The sequence below is a fragment of the Variovorax sp. VRV01 genome (assembly GCF_014852545.1).
Classification (GTDB): domain Bacteria; phylum Pseudomonadota; class Gammaproteobacteria; order Burkholderiales; family Burkholderiaceae_C; genus Variovorax; species Variovorax beijingensis_A.
This window is the reverse complement of record NZ_JACVBS010000008.1, coordinates 231,187-251,139: the sequence shown is the minus strand read 5'-3', so window position 1 is coordinate 251,139 and position 19,953 is coordinate 231,187. Positions and strand designations below refer to the sequence as shown.

Here is a 19,953-nt window from a genome sequence, read left to right as displayed (position 1 = left end):
GCTCAGCGCAACGCTGCTGCCGGATCTGCGCGGCGCACTTCCATCACGCCATGGCCGGTGGCCTGCTCGTAGACCGACGGCACGCGCGTGACCAGGTGCAGCAGGATGCGCGGCGCGCCGGTCTTGATGGACCATCGCAACAGGATGCCGGCCGCCACCAGCGGCCCGCCGACCCACGGATGCCCGGCCAGCGCCACGGCGATGCCCGGGCCGATGAGGGCAATCGCCAGCGGCATGGCGTACGTTCGTTGTGACACGAAGGCCGCTGCCAGCGCCGGATTGACGATGACGCGAAAACGCCCCTGCGGAAGGCCTTGGCGAAATTCCTCGAAGGGAACGTATTCGGCACTGTCCTGCATGTCGCTCTGATGGTTCATGCGCTGCATTCTGACGCGGTGTTCAGCCGCCCCCGGCCTGCTTCAGCGATGCGGCGACCCGTTCGACCATCCGCTTGCCGAGCACCGACGGCGCGAAGCCCTCGTGCGTGAGCGCGAAGATGCCCAGCGATGGGTTGACGATGGGCCGGAAGTCCAGCTCGCCGCTGCGATGGGCGCGCGCCGTCAGGTCGTCCACGATCGCGACACCGGCGCCGCAGGCCGCCAGCGCGCAGGCCATCTGCCCGGAGCGTACGTCGATCGATGACGCCGCCTCCGCCTGGCTGCCCGCGCACCAGTCAGCAATGATGCGGCCCTGCGGCGTGCCCCGGCTGAACGAGATCAGGCGCTCATTCAGCACATCGCGGGGGCGCAGCACTTGCTCCCACCGGCGGCCTTGCGGGTGCCTTCGTCGCACCGGACATCCCATGCGGACGAATGCCAGGGTTTACCCCAATCACCGGTCCGGCAATTCGGACAGCCTCGTCGCCGCGCAGCCGGATCGTCGTCAGGCCCTCCATTTCATTCCCGCCTCGTTCCCCATGAAATCAACGACTTAGCGGGCCCTGCGCGCCACGCGCCGCGTGGCACATCGATTGCTCTGTACCAGGGCCGGCCGCATCGCCCGATGCAGGTCCCGGCCATGACACAGGAGACAAACCGATGAGCACCATGGGTGACCTTGACCCCCCGGACACCGGCGAACGGGTTGACGCGCTCACGCCCAACGTCGATGCCAACTCGCACCGCAATGCGGCCTGACGAGGATGCGGCCATGAACGACACCGTGACGCCGCCAGCGTCTGAAATTTTCCAGGAGACTCCCGTGGACCAACCATCCGCCGCCCCCAAGCCCTTCTACAAATCGCTCTACTTCCAGGTCATCACCGCCATCGTGCTCGGGGTGCTGCTGGGGCACTTCTATCCCGACACCGGGGCATCGATGAAGCCGCTGGGCGACGGCTTCATCAAGCTCATCAAGATGATCATCGCGCCGATCATCTTCTGCACCGTGGTGGTCGGCATCGCCGGCATGGAAGACATGAAGAAGGTCGGCAAGACCGGCGGGCTGGCGCTCCTGTACTTCGAGATCGTGAGCAGCATCGCGCTGGTGGTGGGGCTGGTCATCATCAACATCGTGCGTCCTGGCGCCGGCATGAACGTCGACGTGAGCCAGCTCGACGCCAAGAGCATCGCGGCCTACACCGGTCCCGGAAAGATGCAGAGCACCACCGACTTCCTGCTCAACGTCATCCCCAGCACGGTGGTCGACGCCTTCGCCAAGGGCGAGATCCTGCAGGTGCTGCTGATCGCGGTGATGTTCGGTTTCGCGCTGCACAAGTTCGGCGGACGCGGCACGCTGGTGTTCGACGTGATCGAGAAGGGCTCGCATGTGCTCTTCGTGATCGTGGGCTACATCATGAAGGTCGCGCCCATCGGCGCCTTCGGTGCCATGGCCTTCACCATCGGCAAGTACGGGGTGAGTTCGCTGCTGCAGCTGGGCCAGCTGATGGCCACCTTCTATGCCACCTGCCTGTTCTTCATCTTCGTGGTGCTGGGGCTCATTGCGCGGGCGCACGGCTTCAGCATCTGGAAGTTCATCAAGTACATCAAGGAAGAACTGCTGATCGTGCTGGGCACCTCGTCCTCGGAGTCGGTGCTGCCGCGCATGATGGCCAAGCTGGAGAACCTGGGCGCGAAGAAGTCGGTGGTCGGCCTGGTGGTGCCCACGGGCTACTCGTTCAACCTGGACGGCACCTCGATCTACCTGACGATGGCGGCGGTGTTCATCGCGCAGGCGACCAACACCGACATGACGCTCACGCAGCAGCTCACGCTGCTGGCCGTGCTGCTGCTCACCTCGAAGGGTGCGGCGGGCGTCACGGGCAGCGGCTTCATCGTGCTGGCGGCCACGCTTTCGGCCGTCGGCCACGTGCCGGTGGCGGGCCTGGCGTTGATCCTGGGCATCGACCGCTTCATGTCGGAAGCCCGCGCGCTGACCAACCTGATCGGCAACGGCGTGGCCACGGTGGTGGTCGCCAAGTGGACCAATGACCTGGACACCGTCCGCATGAAGCGCATGCTGGACAACGAGACCCCGGCCGAGGCCGACGCGCCCGAGGCGGTGCTGGACAAGGTCGAGACCCACATGCCGGTGGCCCAGCCGCACTGAGGCGTGGCACTCGCGGTGGAACGCGCCTGAACGGGTTTCTTGTCACACAACGCACCAAGGAGAAAGCAGATGAGCGAGAGCAAGCAGCAACACGTGGTCCTGGTCACCGGCGGCATGGGCGGCCTGGGCGAGACGATCTCCACCAAGATGGTCGATGCGGGCTACAAGCTCGCGGTGACTTACTCGCCGGGCAACAAGTCGCACGCCGAATGGGTGGCCCAGATGGCGTCGCGCGGCTACCAGATCCTGGCCGTTCCCTGCGACGTGGCCGACTACGACTCGTGTGCACGGGCGGTGGGCCAGGTGCAGGAGGCCCTGGGCCCGGTCGACGTGCTGGTCAACAACGCCGGCATCACGCGCGACATGACCTTCAAGAAGATGGACCAGATCAACTGGAACGCCGTGCTGCGCACCAACCTCGACAGCCTGTTCAACATGAGCAAGCAGGTGGCCGACGGCATGGTGGAGCGGGGCTGGGGCCGCATCATCAACGTGTCGTCGGTGAACGGCTCGAAGGGCGCGTTCGGCCAGACCAACTACTCGGCCGCCAAGGCCGGCGTGCACGGGTTCACCAAGGCGCTGGCACTCGAAGTGGCGAAGAAGGGCGTGACGGTGAACACCATCTCGCCCGGCTACATCGGCACCAAGATGGTCACTGCCATTCCGAAGGAAGTGCTCGACAGCAAGATCCTGCCGCACATCCCGGTGGGGCGCCTCGGCAAGCCCGAGGAAGTGGCGGGGCTGATCATCTATCTCGCATCGGAGGAGGCGGCTTTCGTGACCGGTGCCAACATTGCCATCAACGGCGGCCAGCACATGCAGTGACCGATGACGCCGTGCCCGAACCCGCCCTGGGCCTGGATGAAACCGTCCGTGACACCCGCCACCGGGCAGCCACTGATGCGGCGTTCACGGCCTTGTGCAATAACGGGTTCATGATTCCACGGCAGCCGGCACTGCACTTCGACTTGCCTTCCCACAGCCCGAGACGGTGGCGCGGCCTGCCGCGCTGGTGCGGCGCACTGGCGCTGGTGGCCGCGGCCGCCTTTGCGGGGCATCACTTCGCCATGCAGAACGGCCTCGCGCGGCTGAGCGAGGCGGCCGACCACCGGCTCGACATGCTTGCCACAGGGCTCGATGCCGACCTGGCCCGTTTCGAGTACCTGCCCGCGCTGCTGGAGATGACGCCCATCGTCCCCGCACTGCTCGGCACGCCCTCGGATGCACCGCTGCGCGATGCGGTCAACCGCTACCTCGACGGCGTCAACGCCGCCGCCGGCGCAGAAATGCTCTACGTGCTGGACTCGGCCGGCACCTCGCTGGCCGCTTCCGACTGGAACCGGCCCGGCACCACCGTTGGCCAGGACCTGTCGTTCCGGCCCTACGTGATCGATGCGCTGGGGCAGGGCAAGGGCCGCTTCTACGGCGTCGGCATCACCAGCCGCAAGCCCGGCTACTACCTCTCGTATGCCTTGCGCCGCGGCCAGCCCTCGCGCGGCGTGGTCGCCGTGAAGGTGAACCTGGAGGAATCCGAACGCGCCTGGCGCAAGCTGCCGGGCGACGTGGCGCTGATCGACCAGCGCGGCGTGGTGATCCTCGCCACCCGCGAAGACCTCAAGTTCCGGCCGATGCTGCCGCTCGACGCCCAGCAGCGGGCCGAGGTGCAGCGCTCGCGCCCCTACGGCGAGGCCGGCCTGCAGCCGCTGCAATGGACGCTGAAGGAGACGCTGGCGCGCGATGTGAGGGTCATCGCGCTCGACGGCATCGACCAGCTGGCCTCCACGCGCTCGCTGCGCGGTGCGCCGTGGCAGCTGATGGCGCTCGACGACCTGGCGCCGGTGCGCGTGGGCGCGCGCAACGCCGCCATCACCGCGAGCCTCGCAATGGCGGTGCTGTTGCTGGTGGCCGTGACGCTGTGGCAGCGCCGCCGCGCCGTGCGGCAGAAACTGGCCAACCAGGCGGCGCTGCAGGCGGCGCACGACACGCTCGAGTCGACCGTGGTGGCGCGCACCGCACAGCTGCGCGCCGCCCAGGGCGAGCTGGTGCATGCCGGCAAGATGGCGGCGCTGGGCCAGATGTCGGCCGGCGTGGTGCACGAACTGAACCAGCCGCTCACCGCGATGCGCACGCTCTCGGAGAGCGCCGCCATCCTGCTCGACAAGAACCGCCTGGACGACGTGCGTGGCAACCTGCAGCGCATCCGGGACATGGTCGACCGCCTGGCGCGCCTGACCTCGCAGCTCAAGACCTTCGCGCACAAGAGCGAACTTCCGCTCGCGGCGGTGCCGGTGGCGCGAGCCGTGGCCGACGCGCAGGCCATCGTGGCCGAGGCCATCAAGAAGAACGGCGTCGCCTTCGAAGTCGACGTGCAGCCCGCGGCGCTGAGCGTGATGGCCGAAGAGGCCGCGCTGGGCAGCGTGCTCGTCAACCTGATGCGCAACGCCATCGACGCCATGCAGGCCTCGCCCCGGCGCAGGCTGCGGCTCGAGGCGCGGCCGCAAGAGGGCCGGGTGCTGCTGCGGGTGAACGACACCGGACCGGGCATTCCATCCCACATCCTGCCGCGCCTGTTCGAGCCCTTCGTCAGCAGCAAGCCGGCCGGCACGGGCCTCGGGCTCGGGCTCGCGATCTCGGCACAATTGGTGCGCGCCATGGACGGCACGCTGCGTGCGGCCAACCTGCCGGAAGGCGGCGCCTCCTTCATCGCCGACCTTCCGGCCGCCGTGCAGGCCGTTCTTATTCCCACCCCCACAGGAGTGATCAACAAGTGAGCGAAGCCCCTGCCATCCGGGTGATGCTGGTCGAGGACGACGAAGACGTCCGCATCAGCACGACCCAGGTGCTGACCCTGGCCGGTTTCGAGGTCGAATCCTTTGCGAGCGTCGAACGCGCGCGCAGCCACATCAGCTTCGGCGTGCCGGCCATCGTGGTCTGCGACGTGCGCCTGCCAGGCCTGAGCGGCGCCGAATGGCTGCCCGAGCTGCACGGCATCGATGCCGAGCTGCCCGTGATCCTGGTCACCGGCCACGGCCATATCGCGATGGCGGTGCAGGCCATGCGCGAGGGCGCCTACGACTTCATCGAGAAGCCCTTCAGCTCCGAGCGGCTGGTGGCCATCGTGCGCCACGCCATCGAGCGCCGGCAGCTTTCGCTGCAGGTGCGCGCGCTGCGCGATGCGCTGGAGAACTGGAACGGCATCCAGTCGGTGCTGATCGGCCGGTCGGCCCAGATGCAGCTGGTGCGCCGCACCGTGATGACGCTCGCCGAAACCTCGGCCGACGTGCTGGTCTACGGCGAAACCGGCACCGGCAAGGAACTCGTCGCGCGCTGCCTGCACGAGCACAGCGAACGCCGCCGCCAGCATTTCGTTCCGCTCAACTGCGGCGGCCTGCCCGAGGCGCTGGCCGAGAGCGAGCTGTTCGGCCACGAGGCCGGCGCCTTCACCAGCGCCAACCGCGTGCGCGTGGGCAAGTTCGAATATGCCAATGGCGGCACGCTCTTCCTCGACGAGATCGAGAGCATGCCGATGGCCGTGCAGATCAAGCTGCTGCGCGCGCTGCAGGAGCGCAGCATCGAGCGCATCGGCTCCAACAAGGCCATTGCCTTCGACTGCCGCGTGGTGGCCGCAAGCAAGGAGGACCTGAAGGACATGAGCGACCGCCAGAAGTTCAGGGCCGACCTGTACTACCGGCTCGGCGTCGCCTTCATCGAGCTGCCGCCGCTGCGCGAGCGACGCGAAGACATTCCCCTGCTGTTCGAGCACTTCACGCTGCTGGCCGCGAGCCGCTACGGGCGTGCGGCGCCACTGCCCACCAACGCCCAGCTGGCCGACCTGATGGCCTACGCGTGGCCGGGCAACGTGCGCGAGCTGCGCAACGTGGCCGACCGTTTCGTCCTGGGCCTGCTCGGCGAGCGCCTGACGCAGACCCGCGGCACCGGCGAGGGCTTGCCGGCGCTGCCGCGCGCGCTGCCGCAGCAGGTGGAATCCTTCGAGCGCGCGGTGATCGTCGAGGCGCTGCGCAAGCACCAGGGCGACCAGCCGGCCACGGCGGCCTCGCTCGCCATCGCACGGCAGACGCTGCACGACAAGCTGCGCAAGCTCGGCATCGCGGCGGAAGAGTTCAAGTCCCCGTAACCGGCGGGGCGGCTCGGGCTTGGCGATCGCCCGGCACAGAGACCAGGACCGCGGTCTCAAAGCTTGGCGAGCGGCACCTGCAGGTCGGCGAGCTGCGCAGCATCGACGCTGGTGCGGCGCTCGATCAGCCGCCGCGCAAATCGCAGGTCGCGCGCGGCATCGGGGCCCAGCGCCGCAACGACCTTGCCGGAGTCCAGGAAGAACATCACGAAGCTGCCGGAATTGCGGTCGCCGCGCACGACCACATCGTGTGCCGGCGTGGGCATGCCGAAGATCTGCAGGTTGACCTCGTACTGGTCCGACCAGAACCAGGGCAGCGGCTGGTGGTTCACCGCGATGCCGAGCGCCGCGCGCGCAGCGGCAATGCCCTGCTCCTGGGCGTTCTGCCACGATTCGAGCCGCATCCGGCGCCCCGCCCATTCGCACTGCCATGCAGCCACGTCGCCCGCGGCCAGGATGTCGGGATCGGAGGAGCGGCACTGCGAATCGACCAGCACGCCGCCATCGCATGCCAGGCCAGCCTCGCGCGCGAGCTCGTCGTTGGGGACCAGGCCGACACCGATGAGGACCGCGTCGCATTCGATCTCGCGCCCATCGGTGAATGACGCCGTGAGACCGCCCCGCGCGTTCTGCGCCAGGCGTTCGATGCCGGTGCCGAGCCGGACATCGACGCCGTGCGCGATGTGGAGCTGCAGCAGGTAGCCGGAGATTTCCGGCGGAACGGTGCGCTCGCACAGCCGGCCCATCGCTTCCACGACGGTCACCTCCATGCCTTTCTTGCGGGCCGTCGCAGCCACTTCGAGTCCGATCCAGCCGCCCCCGACGACGAGCAGCCGCTTGCCGGCCAACAGCGCGGCACCGAGCGCCGCCGCATCCTCGATGCTGCGCAAGCTGAAGACGCCGGGCAGGTCCGCGCCCGGGATATCCAGGCGGCGCGCCCGGCCGCCGCTGCAGAGAATCAGCTTGTCGTAGGAAACATGCGCTCCCTGCGTCAGGTGGAGCTGCTTCGCGGCCCGGTCGATGAAGGTCGCGCCGACGTTCGGCCGCCAGTCGATGCGAAGCGCATCGAAGGCTTCCGGTTTCAGCAGGTGGGTCGTGTCCGCCTGCGCGTCCCCGGCGAGCACCGCCTTGGACAGCGGCGGGCGCTCGTAGGGACGATGCGGCTCGTCGCCGACCAGCACCACGCGCCCCGCGAAACCCTCGCTGCGCAGCGTCTGCGCGGCCCAGCCGCCGGCCTGGCCGGCGCCCACGATGGCGATGGTTTCGGTATTCATGAGTTCAACCGAGCGAGAGAAACACCCGGCCCGCATCGATCTTCACCGGGTATGCGCGGATCGCCTCGGTCACGGGCGCGCAGGTCGGCTTTCCATTGCGCACGTCGAACTTGCCCTGGTGCAGCGGGCACTCGATCTCGTGGCCTTCGAGGAAGCCCTCGCACAGGCGCGCATGGCCGTGGGTGCACACGTTGTCGGTCGCGTAGATCTGGCCGTCCACGTTGTACAGCGCGATGTCGCGCCCGCCGACCTGCATGCCGACGACATCGTCGGCGGGTACTTCGTCGACCGCTGCGGCCTCGGTCCATTGGGAATCGCTCATGGCTGGCCTCAGAGGGGATAGATGACGGAGTTGGGGATCATTTCGCTGTCGTAGATGACCTGGCGCGAGGCAAACTTCAGCCCCTCGGCGGTACGCACGACCACATCGATGTAGCGGCCCACATTGAAGACGCTCGAGAGTTCGGACAGCTTGGTGCGGAACACCGCGTAGTTGGCCTCGCACTCGAAGCGGTCCGCCTCGGCCTTCAGCACGAGCGGCGTCCCGACCACGTGGCGCTGGTAGTAGGGGTCGTGGAACAGGGTCTCGCGGATGCCGTAGACGCGGTCCTTCAGCATGCCCTTGCTTTCGAACGACAGCGTGGCCAGCGGAAAGCCGCGCTCGTGGTTCTCGCGCGGCTGCAGGCGGTAGCTGCAGTCGTCCGTGAAGAATTCCGGCCAGAGTTCCCATTGGCCGGAACTCACCGCCTGGGCGTAGCGGGCATAGAGCTGGGTCAGCTCGAAGTAGTCCTGGAAGTTCATCTCAAGCCTCCATGACCTTGCGCCAGTATTCGTACATGCCCCGGATCAGCGTCTCGGTGACCATGTGGTCCGTGTCGCCGACTTCGCGTCCGCCGAGTTCGGCGAGCGTGCGGTGGAAAGGTTTCTGTTCGAAGCCTTTCTGCGAAAGCTCGATCACCTCGCCATCGTCGGCCGAAACGAAGCCCGCCGGTCCGAAGAGATTGGCCTGGCGCAGCCGCCGCAAGGTCATGGCGTCGTCGTCGTCCTCGAAGCCGAAGTGCGTCCAGACGAAATCGAAGGCGCCCGGGCCGCTCGGCTGGATATGCCGGGTCGAGACGCTGTTGACCTGCTGCTGGAAGATCACGCTCGGGAACAGCGTCATCATCACCGCCGTCGGGCCGCGCCACCACGGCTCGGGCACGATGTCCAGGAAGCGGTCGTCGTTGAGCTTCATGCTTTCCTTGAAGCTCGACACCTGTGTGACCTGGTCGGCCTTGCCGCTCGCGCCGCGGGTCGAGATCATCGCGGCGTGGCGGTGATGGCGGTCCATCTTCAGCTCCGACTTGTTGTCGGCGCGCCAGAGCCCGAAGGTGACGAACCAGGTGTGCAGCAGGCCCGGGTGGTACGGGTCCTTGATGTTCTCCTGCATCAGCTTCCAGTTGCCGGGAATGCGCTGGCGGTTGTAGCCGAGGATCGTGAGCTTGCGGCCGTTGAACAGCCGGTCGAAGTAGCCCAGGATTTCCGGGCCCATGAAGTCCTCGAGTGATTCCACCTGTGCATCGAAGGACGCGAACACGACGCCGCCGCGCGTGGCGACCTTGAGCTTGTTGAGGCCGTGCTCGGCCGGCTTGAAGTCGGCCGGCATTCCGCCATTGACCTTGCCGTCCTGCTTCACGCCGCGGCGAAAGGGCACGCCCTGCAGGTCGCCGCCCAGCGAGTAGTTCCACTGGTGATAGGGACAGGTGAACCCGCCGGCCTTGCGGTTGCCATGGCGCTCGCGGCAGAACTGCATGCCCCGGTGCGCGCATACGTTTTCCACCACGCTGATGGAGCCTTCCGCATCCCGGACCATGATCACCGAGCGCTCGCCGATCACCGTGCGCTTGAAGTCGCCGACCTCGGGAATCTCGGCCTCCAGGCCCACGTAGCACCAGTGGCCCCGGTAGAAAAGGCGTTCGAGCTCCTGCCGGTGCTGGTCGGCGTCGGTGTAGGCCATGAAGGGAATGCGGCTCGTGCCCTTGTCTTCCCAGCGGATCTGCTGCGGGAAAACGGCCGATGTGTCGTCCATGTCTTGTCTCCTGTGCGGCCGCGTCGCCTGGGCCGCTCGTCTTGTGGTTCCCAATGATCGGCAGTTCGAGCCTATCGTTCAATAGAATGTGCCGAATAATTCATATAGATTTCGCGAATGGAGACGCGGTGGAACTCAAGGACATCGACCTCAACCTGCTGGTGGTGTTCAACCAGCTGCTGATCGACCGACGGGTGTCGAAGGCGGCGGCGAATCTGGGCCTCTCGCAGCCCGGCGTGAGCAACGCGCTGGCGCGCCTGCGCAAGCTCACCGACGACCCGCTGTTTCTTCGAACGCCCAAGGGCATGGAACCCACGCCCTTCGCCGAGCAGCTGGCCGCGCCGACCGCGAGCGCCCTGCAGACGATCCATGCCGCCATCAACCAGCGGAGCTCGTTCGAGCCGGCCACGTCGACGCGCGCCTTCACCATCGGCATGACCGACATCGGGGAGATCTATTTCCTGCCCAAGCTGATGAAGGAGCTGGCGCGCGTGGCGCCGGGCCTCTCGATCAGCACCGTTCGCAACACGGCGGTCAATCTCCAGGACGAGATGGAATCCGGCCACGTCACCCTGGCCATCGGCTTGCTGCCGCAGCTCAAGAGCGGCTATTTCCAGCGGCGGCTGTTCAAGCAGCACTACGTCTGCATGTTCCGCCGGGGCCATGCGCTCGACAAGCGCCAGATCTCGCTGGCCGAGTTCTCGAAGGCCGATCACGTGGTCGTGGTCTCGGAGGGAACCGGCCACGGCAAGGCGGATGAGCTTCTCAGCCGCAAGAAGATCGTGCGCAAGGTTGTCCTGACGGTGCCGCACTACGTGGCGGTCGGCCATATCCTGCACGGCTCCGACCTCGTGGCGACGGTGCCCGAGCGGCTCGCCCAGGCCCTGGCCGGTCCGTTCGGCCTGTCCTATGTGCGCCATCCGGCCAGGCTGCCCGAGATTGCGATCAGCCTGTTCTGGCACGGCCGCTATCACCGGGACCCCGCCGTGGCGTGGCTGCGCGCCCTGATCGTGCGGCTTCACGGGGAGGGTGTGCCCGGCTGAAGCGCTCCATTGAATGTACGTACGTTCACTAAACGACTCCGATGCTATCATCGGACCCTTCCCACAGGACTCCCTGGAGGCTCGCCCATGCGTTATCCCGGCCCGCGCGAGAACGACCGAGATGGATCGAAGGCGGCGATCGAGCCCGTGCGGGTCACCCGCGAAGGGCTCCTCGATGACGCCTTCATGGCGCAGGTCTATGCGCAGCTCCCGGTGGGCGTGCGGCTGCGCACCGCGGAGGAACTGGAAGCGTCCATCGAAGGCGTGCTTTCGCGGCACGATGGCAATGCAGCCGTTCATGTGTTCGGATATGGATCGCTGATGTGGAACCCCGCGGTGGAGCACACCGGCGTGCATCCGGCGAAAGTCCACGGTTGGCACCGCTCCTTCTGCCTGCGCTCGATCGTCGGGCGAGGCTCGCAGGAGCACCCCGGACTGATGCTCGCGCTCGACCGGGGCGGCGCGTGCCAGGGATTGCTGTTGCAGATCGAGCCGCGCAAGGCGCGCGATGAGCTGCGGGTGCTCTGGCGAAGGGAGATGCTGACCGAGGTGTACCAGGCCCGGTGGGTGACCGCCCATGCGGAGGGCCGGCCGGTGCGCGCAATCACCTTTGCGGTCGACCGATCCCATCCACGCTACACGAAGGCGCTCTCCCTGCACGAGATGGCCCGGATGATCAACACGGGAGCGGGCAGCCTCGGCAGCTGCCGCGAGTACTTCGACGCCACGCTTCGAAAGCTCGAGGCGCTCGGCATACGCGACGTGGGGATGGAGCGGCTGCGCAGCGCCGTGGGCTGAAGCCGCATCCGCGCCATCAGGCCGCTGCCGGTGCGCGCAGCTCCTTGCGCAGGATCTTGCCCACGGTCGATTTGGGCAAGGCCTCGAGAAAGGTGATGTGTCGAGGCACCTTGTAGGGCGCCAGGAGCTCGCGGCAATGCGATTCGACCTGGTCCGCCTGCAGGCCCGGCGAGCGGCGTACGACGAACAGGTGGGGGACTTCGCCGGAGCGCTCGTCGGGCACGCCGACGCAGGCGCACTCCAGCACCTCCGGATGCAGCGCGACCACGCCCTCGATCTCGTTCGGATACACGTTGAATCCGGACACCAGGATCATGTCCTTCTTGCGGTCGACGATGGTCATCAGCCCCTGCGCATCCATGGTGACGACATCGCCCGTGCGGAACCAGCCATCGCCGGTGAATGCCATGCGCGTTTCTTCCTCGCGCTTCCAGTAGCCGGCGAACACCTGCGGGCCCTTGATGAGCAACTCGCCGGGCGCGCCCGGCGCCGCCGGCTCGCCCGCGTCGTCGACGATCATCACGTCGGTGGAGGGCACCGGAACTCCGATGGTGCCGTTGCAGCCCGGCGCATTGAAGGTGGCGCTGGGCGATGTCTCCGTGAGCCCATAGGCCTCGGTGATCGGCGGCCCGCCCGCCGCCTCCCACTTGCGCGCGACCGCCGCCTGGATCGAGGCGCCGGCGCCGATGACCATGCCGCAGCGCGAAAAGTCGACCGACGACAGTTCGGGCAGGTTCACCATGCCGTTGAACATGGTGTTGACGCCGATCAGCACGTCGAAAGGCGCCCGGCGCAACTCGGCGCACAGGGCCTTGGTGTCGCGCGGATTCATGACGAGCCGGTTGTGTCCGCCGCTCGCCAGCGCCATCAGCGCCATGCCGAGCGGGAAGATGTGGTACAGGGGCAGCGGCGTGACCAGCTCGAAGTTCTGGAACTCGAGGTTCAGCCGCAGCCAGGACTGCATCTGCAGCACACTCGCCAGGACGTTGCGATGCGTAAGGCAGGCGCCCTTCGATACGCCGGTCGTGCCGCCCGTGTATTGCAGGAACGCGAGATCTGAGGGGCGCACCTGTGCGGCGCTGAAGCCTGCATCCTGCACCGATGCGATGGCAGTGTGCAGCGGGACGAGATGCACGTCGGAGCCGCGTGCCGACATCGGCCGATCGCCGGCGGGCGCGAGCAGCGATCGCCTCAAGTCCTGCATCGGCGCGGTGACGACGTGCCGCACCTCCGTCCGCTCGATGGCCTCGGCCGCGAGTCCCGCGAACGGATCGGCAACCACCAGCGCCGCTGCGCCGGAATCCGCCAACTGGTACGCCACTTCGCGGGCCGTGTAGAGCGGATTCATGGTCACTCCCACGAAGCCTGCGCGTGCGATCGCAGCCAAGGCAACGGGATAGAGGAGGTGGTTCGGCAGCAGCAGCGCCACGCGGTCGCCGGGCTGCAGCCCTGCCGCCTGCAGGAAGGCCGCAAAGCGAGCCGATGCCTGTTCGAGCTCGGCGAAGGTCAGTGATTCGCCGTTGCACGTCACGGCCGGCCGGCCGGCGTTTCGAGCGAAGGCGCCTTCGAGCAGGGTGGCAAGGGTTTCGTGCTCGCCGTAGACGAGGTCGCGGGGCAGTCCTTCCGGGTAGGACGCATGCCAGATTCTTTGATCCACGTTGTCTCCTTTTTTTGCTTTGGTCAGGACAGCGCTTCGCGAACGAAGTCCATCCGGTCCTGGCCGAAGAACATCTGGCCGCCGACGAAGAGCGTGGGTGCGCCGAACACGCCGCGCTCGACCGCCTCCTGCGTCGTTGCCTTCAGTGCGGCCTTGGTCTCGGCGTCCTGCGCCAGGCGCTCGATCTCGGCGGGGTCGAATCCGCCTTCGACCAGCGTGCGCGCCGTGAGCTGCGCATCGTTGAGGTTGAGCGCATCGATCCACAGCGCCTTGAACACGCAGCCCAGCAGCTGCTGCAGCTGCTCGGGGCGGCGCAGTTGAATGCCGGTGACCGCACGCATGAGGAACAGCGTGATGACGGGGAAGTGCGGGTTGCCCTGGAACGGCACGCCATAGCGGCGCGCATGGCGCTCGTAATCCATCTGCGTATAGCGCCCCTTGGCGGGGATGGTGGCCGGCGAGGCATTGCCGGTGGCCTGGTAGACACCGCCCAGCAACATCGGCCGGTAGACGAGGTCGGCACCGTGGCTCGCGCACAGGGCGGGCAGCTGCGTCCACGCCAGGTAGGACGACGGGCTTCCCACATCGAAGAAGAAATCGACTGACTTGCGCATTGAGGGACTCCTTTAAGTTAACGAACGTTTGGTAAACGAAAGCTATGTGATTGAACGAGCTTCGTCAACGGGGTTTCCTTGGGCTTTGCCCTTGATTGACAAACGAACGTTCATTGATTAACGTGCAATGACCTAACGAACGTTTTTTAAAGGAGACCGTATGGACCCATCAGCCAACCACCGCGGCGTGGCTCTCGTCATCGGCGCGGGCGACGCCACCGGCAGCGCGATCGGCGCGCGCTTCGCCCGAGAGGGCTACGTCGCGTGCCTGACGCGGCGCTCGGCCGACAAGCTGGAGCCGGCCGTCGAGCGCATCCGCGCGGCCGGCGGCCAGGCGTTCGGCTACGGCAGCGATGCGCGCAAGGAGGAAGAGGTCGTGGCCCTCATCGACCAGATCGAGAAGGAGCGCGGCCCGATCGAAGTGATGGTGTTCAACATCGGCGCCAACGTGCCCAGCAGCATCCTGGAGGAGACCGGGCGCAAGTACATGAAGATCTGGGAGATGGCCGCCTTCAGCGCCTTCCTGAACGCGCGCGAGGTCGCCCGCAGGATGGTCGAGCGCGGGCGCGGCACGATTCTCTTCACCGGCGCGACGGCCGGCATCCGCGGCTCGGCGAAGTTCGCGGCCTTTGCCGGCGCCAAGCATGCGCTGCGCGCCCTGGCCCAGAGCATGGCGCGCGAGCTCGGCCCGCGCGGCATCCACGTGGCGCACATCGTGGTCGACGGCGCGATCGACACGGAGTTCATCCGCAGCAACTTCCCCGAACGCTACGCGCTGAAAGAGCAGGGCGGCATCCTGAATCCCGAGCACATCGCGGAGAACTACTGGTACCTGCACACCCAGCCCCGGGACGCATGGACCTTCGAGATGGACCTTCGTCCCTACATGGAAACCTGGTGAAAGACACATGAAAACACGCATCACTGAACTCTTCGGCATCCGCCACCCGATCATCCAGGGCGGCATGCACTACGTCGGCTTTGCCGAGCTTGCTGCGGCCGTGTCCAACGCCGGCGGGCTCGGGCTCATCACGGGCCTCACGCAACGGACGCCCGAGCTCCTGGCCAAGGAAATCAGCCGCTGCCGCGAGATGACGGACCAGCCCTTCGGCGTGAACCTCACGTTCCTGCCGACCCTGTCCTCGCCGCCATACCCCGAGTACATCGCGGCCATTGCCGAAGGCGGCGTGCGCATCGTCGAGACGGCGGGGCGCAGTCCCGAGGCCTACATGCCCGCGCTCAAGAAGGCCGGCATCAAGGTCATCCACAAGTGCACCTCGGTGCGGCACGCGCTGAAGGCCGAAGCGATCGGCTGCGATGCCGTGAGCGTGGACGGTTTCGAGTGCGGCGGCCACCCGGGCGAGGACGACCTGCCGAACATGATCCTGCTGCCGCGTGCGGCCGAGGAGCTGAAGATCCCGTTCGTCGCCTCCGGCGGCATGGCCGATGCGCGCAGCCTGGTGGCGGCGCTGGCGCTGGGTGCGGAAGGCATGAACATGGGCACGCGCTTCGTGGCCACGCAGGAAGCGCCGATTCACCAGAACGTGAAGGACGCCATCGTGGCGGCCACCGAGCTGGACACACGGCTGGTGATGCGCGGCCTGCGCAACACGGAACGCGTGCTGACCAATTCATCGGTCGAGCAGCTGATCCGGATCGAGAAGGAAAAAGGAGCCGACCTCAAGTTCGAGGACATCATCGACCAGGTCGCGGGGGTCTACCCGCGCGTGATGCTGCAAGGCGAGATGGATGCCGGCGCCTGGAGCTGCGGCATGGTGGTCGGCCTGATCAACGACATTCCGACGGTGCAGGAGCTGATCGATCGCATCATGGAAGAGGCGGAGCAGCTGATCGTTCAGCGGCTCGCCGGTTTGCTGGAGCCTGCGCTGGCCTAGCCTGGCGTTGTGGCGGCGCTGCTCCAGCGCCGCCACTGGCCACCAGCCATTAGAAGAGATCGACGGCCGGCTCCATCAGTGCGGACGACCCGGCCCGGATTTCCCGGCAGAGCCCCGCCGCCTGCGGCAGCAGCCGCTGGAAGTAGAAGCGGGCCGTGGCAATCTTCGATGCATAGATCGGGTCGCTCGATCCGGCATTCCTGAACGCCACCTCGGCCATGCGCGCCCAGGTCCACGCCAGCGCCAGGTGTCCGACCAGGCGCAGGTAGGGCACGGCGGCCGCACCTGCGGCATGCGGGTCCCGGGCCGACGCGGCCACCAGCTCGCCCGTGAGCTGCCTGATCTCGGTGGCCAGTTCGGCCAGCGGCTGCGCGAACTCGCGCATCGCCTCGCGCGGGCTGCAGGTTTCGGCGAATGCGCCGGCCATGTCGAGGAAGACACCCATCTGCCGGCCCTGGTCCGCCAGCACCTTGCGGCCGAGCAGGTCCATGGCCTGCACGCCGTTCGTGCCCTCGTAGAGGCCCACGATGCGCACGTCGCGCAGGTGCTGCTCGACGCCGTTCTCGCGGATGTAGCCGTGCCCGCCGAACACCTGCATTGCGAGCAGCGTGCATTCCACCGCAAGGTCGCTCGACAGCGCCTTCACGAGCGGGGTCAAAAGCCCCAGCAGTTCGGCCGTCTCGCTGCGTCTGGCCGCATCCGGATGAAGGCGCTGCAGGTCGCTCAGCTGCGCGGTCCACAGCGCCAGGGCGCGCGCGCCCTCGATGTTCGCCTTCTGCGTGAGCAGCATGCGGCGCACGTCGGCGTGCCCGATGATCGGATCGGCCGCTTCGCCAGACGATCTTGCACCGCTCGCGCGGCCCTGCAGGCGCTCCTTGGCATAGGCCAGGGCCTTCTGGTAGGCCGCTTCCATGAGGCCGATGGCGATCATGCCGACCAGCACGCGCATGTGGTTCATCTGCACGAACATGCCCGCCAACCCCTTGTTCGGCGCGCCCAGCAGCCAGCCGGTGGCACCGTCGAAGTTGATGGTGCAGGTCGAGTTGCCGTGGATGCCCAGCTTGTGCTCGATCGAGCCGCAGACCACCGCATTGCGCGCGCCGGCTGCGCCGCTTGCATCGGGGATGAATTTCGGGACGATGAAGAGAGAAATGCCCTTCACGCCCGGCGGCGCATCCGGCATGCGCGCGAGCACCAGGTGCATGATGTTGCCGGTCAGGTCCTGCTCGCCGCCCGAGATGAAGATCTTGCTGCCGGTGATGCGGTAGCTGCCATCGGCCTGCGCCACGGCCCGGGTGCGCATCAGGCCCAGGTCGGTGCCTGCGTTGGGCTCGGTCAGGCACATGGTGCCGGCCCATTCGCCCGAGGCGATCTTGGGCAGGTAGAGCGCCTTCTGCGCCTGCGACCCGTTGGCCGACACGTTCACGTAGGTGGCATGCGACATGCCGGGGTAGGACGCCCACGCCATGTTCGCGCCACCGAAGACTTCATAGACCGCATTGGCCACGACCGAAGGAAAGCCCTGGCCGCCGAAGTCGGGGCTGCACGCCAGGCCGGGCCAGCCGTTCTTGGTGAACTCGTCGTACGCCTTCTTGAAGCCGGGCGGCGTCTGCACCACCCCGGGCGAGGACATGCTGCAGCCGTGTTCGTCTCCCGCTGCGTTGAGCGGCGCAATCACCTCGGAGGCGAACTGGCCGGCCGCAGCGAGCACCTGGTCGATGGTTTCCGCGTCCAGTTCAGGCTGGCCGCAGTCCTGCAGCATGGCCGGCACCTGGAGCAGCTCGTGCAAGACGAACTGGATGTCGCGCATCGGGCTTTGGTAAGTCATGGTGATAGCTCCTTGCCTCAGGCCACTTCGAACAGGCCGGCGGCACCCATGCCGCCGCCGATGCACATCGTCACGACGACGAAGCGCGCGCCGCGCCGCTTGCCCTCGATGAGCGCATGCCCCACCAGCCGCGAGCCGGTCATGCCATAGGGGTGCCCAATGGTGATGCCTCCACCGTTGACGTTCAGCCTCTCGGGATCGATGCCCAGCCGGTCGCGCGAATACAGCACCTGGCAAGCGAAGGCCTCGTTCAATTCCCACAGGCCGATGTCACCGACCTGGAGCCCATGGATCTTCAGCAGCTTGGGCACTGCCAGGACCGGGCCGATGCCCATTTCTTCCGGCGCGAGCCCGGCCACCGCGATGCCGCGGTAGATGCCCAGCGGTTTGAGCCCGCGGCGCTCCGCAACCGCGCGTTCCACCAGCACGCAGGCCGATGCGCCATCCGACAGCTGGCTCGAGTTGCCTGCGGTGATGACGCCGCCTTCGATCACCGGCTTGAGACTGGCAAGGCCTTCGAGCGTCGTGTCGGGGCGGTTGCCCTCGTCGCGGTCGAGCGTGACCTCGCGGTAGCTGACCGCACCCGTCTGCTTGTCGGCCACGGCCATGCGCGCCTTGATCGGCACGATCTCGTCGTCGAACAGATGGCGCTCCTGCGCCAGGGCGGTGCGGCGCTGCGCCTCCGCGGAATACGCGTCCTGCGCCTCGCGCGAGATGTCGTACTTCTTCGCGACGATTTCGGCCGTGTTCAGCATCGGGATGTAGGCGTGCTGCACGCGCGCAACGAGCAGCGGGTCGGCTTCTTCGCCCACCCACTTGACGAAGGGGTTCTGCACGGCGGAGATGTTCTCCTGGCCCCCGCCCACGGTCACGTCCATGCCGTCGACGATGATCTGCTTGGCCGCCGTCGCGATGGCCATCAGCCCGGACGCGCATTGCCGGTCCATCGTCTGTCCCGGCACCGACTGCGGCAGTCCCGCCGCGAGTGCCGCGAGGCGTCCGATGTTCATGCCCGCGGTGCCGGCAGCCATGGCGCTGCCGATCACCACGTCCTCCACTTCCCCGGGATCGATGCCGGCCCGCTGCACGGCGTGCTGGATCGCGTGGCCCGTCAGCGTGGGCGACTTGGTGTTGTTCAATGCGCCGCGGAACGCGCGGCCGATGCCCGTGCGTGCGGTGGAAACGATGACGGCTTCTCTCATGGTCAGACTCCAGGGGGTTGGCTAGACAGGTTGGCGCAGCGGCTCGCCGCGTTTCAGGCGCAGGGCGGGCGGGAGTTCCTCATCGCCATCGCTTCGTCCGCCTTGCTTTAAATAACGATCGTTTAACAAACGATGGTGCACTATAGGTTTGCGGCGAGGGCAGCGTCAACACGCTGGAGCGGGTTTGCGGCAGGGGGAAACCCTTGATGTGGAGCCCAGGGGCCGCGATGGAATCACGATCGTTTATCAAACGAGTGGCATGCTATGATGGGCACCTCCACGATCTGCAGAGGCCCACTCATGCGCTATCCGTCCACCCACAAAGAGGAAACCCGCAAGAAGCTGCTCGCGAATGCCCGTGCCATCGCCAAGAAGGGCGGCTTCGGCACCACCGGCGTCGATGAATTGATGGCTAGCATCGGCCTGACCGGGGGCGCCTTCTATGGACACTTCCCGTCCAAGGAGGCGCTGTTCGCCGAACTGCTCGAACACGAAATCTCCAACAGCACCGACATGCTGGCCGGAGACCGCGACTCGCCGCCCGACCACGTCGCCAAGCGGCTGCGCAGCTACCTGAGTTCGTACCACGCGCTGCATCCGGAAACCGGCTGCGTGCTGCCGGCGCTCGGGCCCGAGATCGCCAGGGCCGGGCCCGAGGTGCGTGCCTCGGTCGAGGAGGGCCTGAAGCGCCTGCAGAAGAGCTGGAGCTCGCGCATCGGCGACCCCGATGCGGCATGGGCGCTGATTGCCCAGTGCGTGGGCGCGCTGGTGTTGTCCCGCGCGGTGGAATCCGAGCGCACGCGCAAGGAAATCCTGGCCTCGAGCCGGCGCTTCATCGACCAGACGCACGCGCTGGACGCGGCGCCCGCGAAGCCCTCCAAGGCCTCCTGAC

General features: G+C 67.1%; 19 protein-coding genes. 9 read left to right on the top strand and 10 right to left on the bottom strand.

Annotated elements, in window-relative coordinates; genetic code table 11:
* Positions 1 to 2: 2 nt before the first annotated feature.
* Positions 3 to 377 carry a hypothetical protein gene (locus IB278_RS16620; RefSeq protein WP_225612954.1) on the bottom strand — a complete coding sequence of 125 codons (375 nt, stop codon included), beginning with the start codon at positions 375 to 377 and terminating at the stop codon, positions 3 to 5.
* A 22-nt stretch (positions 378 to 399) separates the two neighbouring features.
* Positions 400 to 804, bottom strand: a complete 405-nt coding sequence (locus tag IB278_RS16615; protein WP_225612953.1) for a LysR substrate-binding domain-containing protein — start codon at positions 802 to 804, stop codon at positions 400 to 402.
* A gap of 345 nt (positions 805 to 1,149) precedes the next feature.
* On the opposite strand from IB278_RS16615, the gene IB278_RS16610 reads away from it, so the two are divergent.
* From IB278_RS16610 to IB278_RS16595, 4 genes are all read left to right on the top strand, one after another.
* A complete protein-coding gene (locus tag IB278_RS16610; protein WP_225612952.1) occupies positions 1,150 to 2,547 on the top strand; it encodes a dicarboxylate/amino acid:cation symporter in 1,398 nt (465 codons plus the stop codon).
* A 69-nt stretch (positions 2,548 to 2,616) separates the two neighbouring features.
* Positions 2,617 to 3,372, top strand: a complete 756-nt coding sequence (phbB, locus tag IB278_RS16605) for an acetoacetyl-CoA reductase (RefSeq protein WP_145746839.1) — start codon at positions 2,617 to 2,619, stop codon at positions 3,370 to 3,372.
* A 110-nt stretch (positions 3,373 to 3,482) separates the two neighbouring features.
* Positions 3,483 to 5,318 carry a sensor histidine kinase gene (locus IB278_RS16600; protein ID WP_192324270.1) on the top strand — a complete coding sequence of 612 codons (1,836 nt, stop codon included), beginning with the start codon at positions 3,483 to 3,485 and terminating at the stop codon, positions 5,316 to 5,318.
* On the top strand, positions 5,315 to 6,682 hold the full coding sequence (locus IB278_RS16595; RefSeq protein ID WP_145746841.1) for a sigma-54-dependent transcriptional regulator: 1,368 nt from the start codon (positions 5,315 to 5,317) through the stop codon (positions 6,680 to 6,682). The genes IB278_RS16600 and IB278_RS16595 overlap by 4 nt, the downstream gene beginning before the upstream one ends.
* Positions 6,683 to 6,738: 56 nt before the next feature.
* On the opposite strand, the gene IB278_RS16590 is transcribed toward IB278_RS16595, so the two are convergent.
* Genes IB278_RS16590 through IB278_RS16575 form a run of 4 tightly spaced genes read right to left on the bottom strand, consistent with a single transcriptional unit; the run spans position 6,739 to position 10,024 of the window.
* Positions 6,739 to 7,956, bottom strand: coding sequence for an NAD(P)/FAD-dependent oxidoreductase (locus tag IB278_RS16590; protein WP_192324268.1), 1,218 nt, complete (start codon positions 7,954 to 7,956; stop codon positions 6,739 to 6,741).
* Between the two features lie 4 nt (positions 7,957 to 7,960).
* A complete protein-coding gene (locus tag IB278_RS16585) occupies positions 7,961 to 8,278 on the bottom strand; it encodes a non-heme iron oxygenase ferredoxin subunit (protein WP_145746843.1) in 318 nt (105 codons plus the stop codon).
* A gap of 8 nt (positions 8,279 to 8,286) precedes the next feature.
* Positions 8,287 to 8,757 (bottom strand): aromatic-ring-hydroxylating dioxygenase subunit beta, encoded by a 471-nt coding sequence (locus tag IB278_RS16580; RefSeq protein WP_192324266.1) that lies wholly within the window; start codon positions 8,755 to 8,757, stop codon positions 8,287 to 8,289.
* 1 nt (position 8,758) lies between these two features.
* The gene (locus tag IB278_RS16575; RefSeq protein WP_192324264.1) at positions 8,759 to 10,024 is read right to left on the bottom strand and encodes an aromatic ring-hydroxylating dioxygenase subunit alpha; all 1,266 of its coding nucleotides are present in this window, start codon (positions 10,022 to 10,024) and stop codon (positions 8,759 to 8,761) included.
* Positions 10,025 to 10,152: 128 nt separating this feature from the next.
* Between IB278_RS16575 and IB278_RS16570 the strand changes: the two genes are divergently transcribed.
* Both IB278_RS16570 and IB278_RS16565 read left to right on the top strand, forming a co-directional pair.
* Positions 10,153 to 11,067 (top strand): LysR family transcriptional regulator, encoded by a 915-nt coding sequence (locus tag IB278_RS16570; RefSeq protein ID WP_192324262.1) that lies wholly within the window; start codon positions 10,153 to 10,155, stop codon positions 11,065 to 11,067.
* 87 nt (positions 11,068 to 11,154) lie between these two features.
* Complete coding sequence (locus tag IB278_RS16565; RefSeq protein WP_192324260.1) at positions 11,155 to 11,865, top strand: gamma-glutamylcyclotransferase; 711 nt, start codon at positions 11,155 to 11,157, stop codon at positions 11,863 to 11,865.
* 16 nt (positions 11,866 to 11,881) lie between these two features.
* On the opposite strand, the gene IB278_RS16560 is transcribed toward IB278_RS16565, so the two are convergent.
* Together IB278_RS16560 and IB278_RS16555 are read right to left on the bottom strand one after the other, a co-directional pair.
* Entirely contained in the window at positions 11,882 to 13,522 is a 1,641-nt protein-coding gene (locus tag IB278_RS16560) for an AMP-binding protein (protein WP_192324258.1), read from the bottom strand.
* Positions 13,523 to 13,545: 23 nt separating this feature from the next.
* Complete coding sequence (locus IB278_RS16555) at positions 13,546 to 14,136, bottom strand: 2-hydroxychromene-2-carboxylate isomerase (RefSeq protein ID WP_192324256.1); 591 nt, start codon at positions 14,134 to 14,136, stop codon at positions 13,546 to 13,548.
* A gap of 160 nt (positions 14,137 to 14,296) precedes the next feature.
* Between IB278_RS16555 and IB278_RS16550 the strand changes: the two genes are divergently transcribed.
* Both IB278_RS16550 and IB278_RS16545 read left to right on the top strand, forming a co-directional pair.
* Positions 14,297 to 15,037, top strand: coding sequence for an SDR family oxidoreductase (locus IB278_RS16550; protein WP_145746850.1), 741 nt, complete (start codon positions 14,297 to 14,299; stop codon positions 15,035 to 15,037).
* A 7-nt stretch (positions 15,038 to 15,044) separates the two neighbouring features.
* Complete coding sequence (locus tag IB278_RS16545) at positions 15,045 to 16,031, top strand: NAD(P)H-dependent flavin oxidoreductase (protein ID WP_145746851.1); 987 nt, start codon at positions 15,045 to 15,047, stop codon at positions 16,029 to 16,031.
* A gap of 49 nt (positions 16,032 to 16,080) precedes the next feature.
* Here IB278_RS16545 and IB278_RS16540 read toward each other — a convergent pair whose 3' ends face one another.
* The gene (locus IB278_RS16540) at positions 16,081 to 17,859 is read right to left on the bottom strand and encodes an acyl-CoA dehydrogenase C-terminal domain-containing protein (RefSeq protein ID WP_192324254.1); all 1,779 of its coding nucleotides are present in this window, start codon (positions 17,857 to 17,859) and stop codon (positions 16,081 to 16,083) included.
* A gap of 17 nt (positions 17,860 to 17,876) precedes the next feature.
* Positions 17,877 to 19,061, bottom strand: a complete 1,185-nt coding sequence (locus IB278_RS16535) for an acetyl-CoA C-acyltransferase (protein WP_192324252.1) — start codon at positions 19,059 to 19,061, stop codon at positions 17,877 to 17,879.
* 300 nt (positions 19,062 to 19,361) lie between these two features.
* On the opposite strand from IB278_RS16535, the gene IB278_RS16530 reads away from it, so the two are divergent.
* Entirely contained in the window at positions 19,362 to 19,952 is a 591-nt protein-coding gene (locus tag IB278_RS16530) for a TetR/AcrR family transcriptional regulator (RefSeq protein ID WP_012748773.1), read from the top strand.
* The last annotated feature ends 1 nt before the right edge of the window (position 19,953 follow it).

Coding starts and splice junctions, on each gene's coding strand:
- IB278_RS16535 (WP_192324252.1), bottom strand. CDS start 19,061: ATGAGAGAAGCCGTCATCGTTTCCACCGCACGCACGGGCATCGGCCGC.
- IB278_RS16585 (WP_145746843.1), bottom strand. CDS start 8,278: ATGAGCGATTCCCAATGGACCGAGGCCGCAGCGGTCGACGAAGTACCC.
- IB278_RS16550 (WP_145746850.1), top strand. CDS start 14,297: ATGGACCCATCAGCCAACCACCGCGGCGTGGCTCTCGTCATCGGCGCG.
- IB278_RS16615 (WP_225612953.1), bottom strand. CDS start 804: ATGGGATGTCCGGTGCGACGAAGGCACCCGCAAGGCCGCCGGTGGGAG.
- IB278_RS16580 (WP_192324266.1), bottom strand. CDS start 8,757: ATGAACTTCCAGGACTACTTCGAGCTGACCCAGCTCTATGCCCGCTAC.
- IB278_RS16620 (WP_225612954.1), bottom strand. CDS start 377: ATGAACCATCAGAGCGACATGCAGGACAGTGCCGAATACGTTCCCTTC.
- IB278_RS16555 (WP_192324256.1), bottom strand. CDS start 14,136: ATGCGCAAGTCAGTCGATTTCTTCTTCGATGTGGGAAGCCCGTCGTCC.
- IB278_RS16590 (WP_192324268.1), bottom strand. CDS start 7,956: ATGAATACCGAAACCATCGCCATCGTGGGCGCCGGCCAGGCCGGCGGC.
- phbB (WP_145746839.1), top strand. CDS start 2,617: ATGAGCGAGAGCAAGCAGCAACACGTGGTCCTGGTCACCGGCGGCATG.
- IB278_RS16565 (WP_192324260.1), top strand. CDS start 11,155: ATGCGTTATCCCGGCCCGCGCGAGAACGACCGAGATGGATCGAAGGCG.
- IB278_RS16530 (WP_012748773.1), top strand. CDS start 19,362: ATGCGCTATCCGTCCACCCACAAAGAGGAAACCCGCAAGAAGCTGCTC.
- IB278_RS16540 (WP_192324254.1), bottom strand. CDS start 17,859: ATGACTTACCAAAGCCCGATGCGCGACATCCAGTTCGTCTTGCACGAG.
- IB278_RS16600 (WP_192324270.1), top strand. CDS start 3,483: ATGATTCCACGGCAGCCGGCACTGCACTTCGACTTGCCTTCCCACAGC.
- IB278_RS16610 (WP_225612952.1), top strand. CDS start 1,150: ATGAACGACACCGTGACGCCGCCAGCGTCTGAAATTTTCCAGGAGACT.
- IB278_RS16545 (WP_145746851.1), top strand. CDS start 15,045: ATGAAAACACGCATCACTGAACTCTTCGGCATCCGCCACCCGATCATC.
- IB278_RS16575 (WP_192324264.1), bottom strand. CDS start 10,024: ATGGACGACACATCGGCCGTTTTCCCGCAGCAGATCCGCTGGGAAGAC.